The organism is Nitrosomonas communis (assembly GCF_900114745.1).
GTDB lineage: Bacteria > Pseudomonadota > Gammaproteobacteria > Burkholderiales > Nitrosomonadaceae > Nitrosomonas > Nitrosomonas communis_A.
This window is the reverse complement of the sequence record NZ_FOUB01000142.1, coordinates 1-3,525: the sequence shown is the minus strand read 5'-3', so window position 1 is coordinate 3,525 and position 3,525 is coordinate 1. Positions and strand designations below refer to the sequence as shown.

The following is a 3,525-nucleotide window of genomic DNA, read 5'->3' as shown; positions in this document are numbered from 1 at the left end:
TATTGATGAAAGTGGGTTTGCACAGGATGCGCCGCGCACGCACGGTTATGCACCCGCTGGCCAGAGATGTCATGGCACGCATGACTGGCATGCGCCAGGTCGTATCAACGCAATGGGAGCGTTGATCGGAAAGCTATTGATAACCGTCAGCCTGTTTGCAGTCAATATCAGCGCCGATGTATTTCATGGATGGGCGATGCAGGACCTGTTGCCTAAATTGCCGTCACATGCGGTCGTTGTGATGGACAATGCTACCTTCCATAAGAGGCAGGATACGCGCGATGCCATACAAAACGCTGGGCACACCCTTGAATACTTACCCGCTTATTCTCCTGATCTTAATCCCATCGAACATAAATGGGCACAGGCCAAAGCACTGCGTAAACAACAAAAACCAGACCGTTGAGATGCTTTTCAAATCCTATACATTCTGAATCATTCTTAACTGGTTAGGCTATATATTAATCATATGCAGCGCCAACATTTGTTGTTCTCGCCTCGTTTTGTTTAAAACTCTGAATTTTTAGAGGTGTCCATAAAGTTATAAGGACTAATTTTATACTTATGATATGAGAAAGCTCTATTCTGCCAGCAATCTGATCGAAGCACAGATGATCCTTTGCTTGCTAGAACATGCTTATATACCAGCAAAGCTATTTAATACCCATGCACAGGGTGGGGTAGGGGAAATTCCTTTCACCCATACGTACCCTGAGGTATGGATTATTCAAGACAATGATTTTGAAAAAGCACGAGCGATTGTCGAAATATATGAAAACACGCCAGTTGAAGAAGGGTATGTGTATTGCCCAGCATGCCATGAGCAAAATCCACGAAATTTTCAGTTATGTTGGCAATGCGGTGAAGGACTAGAAATTGTGCATTTACAGTTAAACGATACTTAATTAATCTTGCTTGCGTTTATCAGTAAGAAACGGCGCAAAGAGTGCTGGTATGACTTTCTTGCTCGATTGGCTAATAGAATGAGAAACTTTATCAGTGGTATCTAACTTCTTTACCAACGCCACGGGCACATATGGTTGAGTAAAGATCGGGTCAATTGGAATTGGTTGGGATGGTTTATTTCTTCCATAAGGAGCTGGCTGCTGCTTACTCTGACTATTTTTACTCCTGTCTAAGCCAGCTTTATGACGCATTAGCTTGCCATTATGCCCTTGACGATGAGTAGTTTCTGGAAAAACAGAGTAATGACTCTTCCCAGTTTCAAATCCATTCGCTTTCGTCACGGTCAGTTTCGTTTGGAGCAGCTTCTCAATACCTACGAGATATTCCTTTTCATTTTCACTGACTAACGAAATGGCATTTCCTTTGCTCCCCGCACGGCCTGTTCGTCCAATGCGATGGATATAATCTTCTGGAACAGTTGGTAACTCGAAGTTAATTACATAAGTAAGACTCTCAATATCCAATCCCCGTGCAGCTACATCAGTAGCCACCAATGCCTGAATTTTCCCTTCTCTAAAATCATTAAGTGCTTGGGTACGTTGCTGCTGATTTTTATCTCCATGAATCGCTGTTGTCATCACATCATACTGCAAAAGTAATTTGGCCAAACGATCTGCACCTTGTTTGGTTCTAACAAAAACCAAGACCTGTTTAAGATCATTTTGCTTAATTAACTGCACCAATAATTCATGCTTACGTTCAAGGGTAACTAAATGAACCCTATGCGAGATGGATTGATTAATCGCATTACGTTTTGCCACCTCAATTAAAACTGGCTGCTTCAGTAACTTGTCAGCAAGTTGCTTGATTTCCTCAGAAAAAGTAGCAGAAAAAATCAAGCTCTGCCGCTGCTGAGGAAGCAACATAAGAATACGCTTGATATCTGGCAGGAAGCCCATATCGAGCATACGATCAGCTTCATCCAGGACTAAAATTGCTACATTAGATAGATTGATCGTTTTCTGCTCAATGTGATCCAATAGACGGCCGGGTGTTGCGACCAGAATTTCTACTCCAGCTTGCAGTTCCTTAATTTGAGGATCGATACTCGTACCACCGAAAATTACCGTGCTTCGTAATTGCGTATATTTTCCGTAGTTTTTGACATTATCATGTATCTGCGTAGCAAGTTCACGTGTAGGTGCAAGTATCAATGCTCGAATGGGATGCCTAGCTGGTGAGGCACTCGAATTTGCATGAGATTGCAATCGATGCAACATGGGTAATGTAAAGCTAGCTGTTTTTCCTGTGCCTGTTTCGGCACTACCCATAATATCTTTGCCCTCAAGGATATGTGGTATAACTTGAGCTTGTATTGGGGTGGGCTGGACATACCCCTGATCTGAGATTGCTTTCAGAAGCTCACTTGATAAATTTAATTGATCAAATGCTGTGGGATTACTCATAAAGCTGCTCAGTCTTTGCGACTGTATTTAAAAATTGTTTAATTATTCTGTCTCCTGTTGAATACTACGTTTAGATTTATCGGTTCTTAGCCACTGATTAAATTTATTGATGATATTTTGGACAAGAGGTGCGCCGCCAATAGCCACTGCATCAACGAGACAGTACCAAGCAGCAACACCACTAGGAGGATTTCCTTGTGATAAGTTAAAAATGGGCTCAAGCTTTGCCCAATACCATGTTCCAGCAGCTGTACCAATCAACTCTAACCAGGTGGTGATAAAAAAAGCAGCAAGATAAACCATGGGAGATCTACCTTTGAATAGATAGATAAGAAACACACAAAATAATATTGCTCCTACCTGATCTCCCTGTTCGGGAATGCCACTAACTCCCCAAAGCGACCAAATGCCGCATACGAATACAACGAATGCAGCAATCTTTCTCGCATATTTAAGAAAAAAACCTGAACGAGCCAGCGCGACTGCCGTTAAATAAACCATTCCATGTCCTGGAGGTACATATAAAGGTACATTTTCAAATCTGTAAGTATATCCCCCCATATAAACAGACGCAAAATGCTCACCTGCTGTCGCAAATGCCACGGCAATCACTACTTGAATTCTTATTTCCTTATTTTCACCTGCTAATAATCCAATTAAAAATACCCATGCTATGATCCCCAGCAGATTCTGTATGATCAAATTTGCAAGGGCATCGATAACTAGGCTTACCGCTACACAAAAAAATGTAAAAGCAGCGATGAAGTAATCTCGCTTCTTGTGAATACAAACAACATCAGGTGCGGGGAAATAACGAAGCATTTATTACCTTAGTGGAATAAAAAATAAAGCTCATCATATCCGACGAGCACACATGTAGCCTTTGTACTTTACATTTGCATTAAGGACCATTAAGCAAAGCAAGCACGCTATTATCTTAATTCGAAAAAAGATAATAGCGGCCATAAGAAAACTAGCTGGGAGATACCACTTTATTCTTCCCAGCATAGATGGGTACTGATGAAATTTTACCAAAAAACAATCGTTTTTATTCTTTACTTTTTTACAGTTTTACTCTTCTTTTCCTTTTTCACCTTCTTTGGCATTGGCCTGGAATTCATCGTGATACTTGAATTTAGGCTCACCCACAAAC

General features: G+C 41.2%; 4 protein-coding genes. 2 read left to right on the top strand and 2 right to left on the bottom strand.

Annotated elements, in window-relative coordinates; all coding sequences use genetic code 11:
• The coding region (locus tag BM122_RS20720) for a transposase (protein ID WP_218152204.1) at window positions 1-406 on the top strand (406 nt) is incomplete at its 5' end.
• 163 nt (window positions 407-569) lie between these two features.
• Window positions 570-905 carry a putative signal transducing protein gene (locus BM122_RS20715; RefSeq protein WP_074907508.1) on the top strand — a complete coding sequence of 112 codons (336 nt, stop codon included), beginning with the start codon at window positions 570-572 and terminating at the stop codon, window positions 903-905.
• On the opposite strand, the gene BM122_RS20710 is transcribed toward BM122_RS20715, so the two are convergent.
• Together BM122_RS20710 and BM122_RS20705 are read right to left on the bottom strand one after the other, a co-directional pair.
• The gene (locus BM122_RS20710) at window positions 906-2,372 is read right to left on the bottom strand and encodes a DEAD/DEAH box helicase (protein WP_074907506.1); all 1,467 of its coding nucleotides are present in this window, start codon (window positions 2,370-2,372) and stop codon (window positions 906-908) included.
• 42 nt (window positions 2,373-2,414) lie between these two features.
• The gene (locus tag BM122_RS20705; protein WP_074907503.1) at window positions 2,415-3,194 is read right to left on the bottom strand and encodes a hypothetical protein; all 780 of its coding nucleotides are present in this window, start codon (window positions 3,192-3,194) and stop codon (window positions 2,415-2,417) included.
• Window positions 3,195-3,525 lie beyond the last annotated feature (331 nt).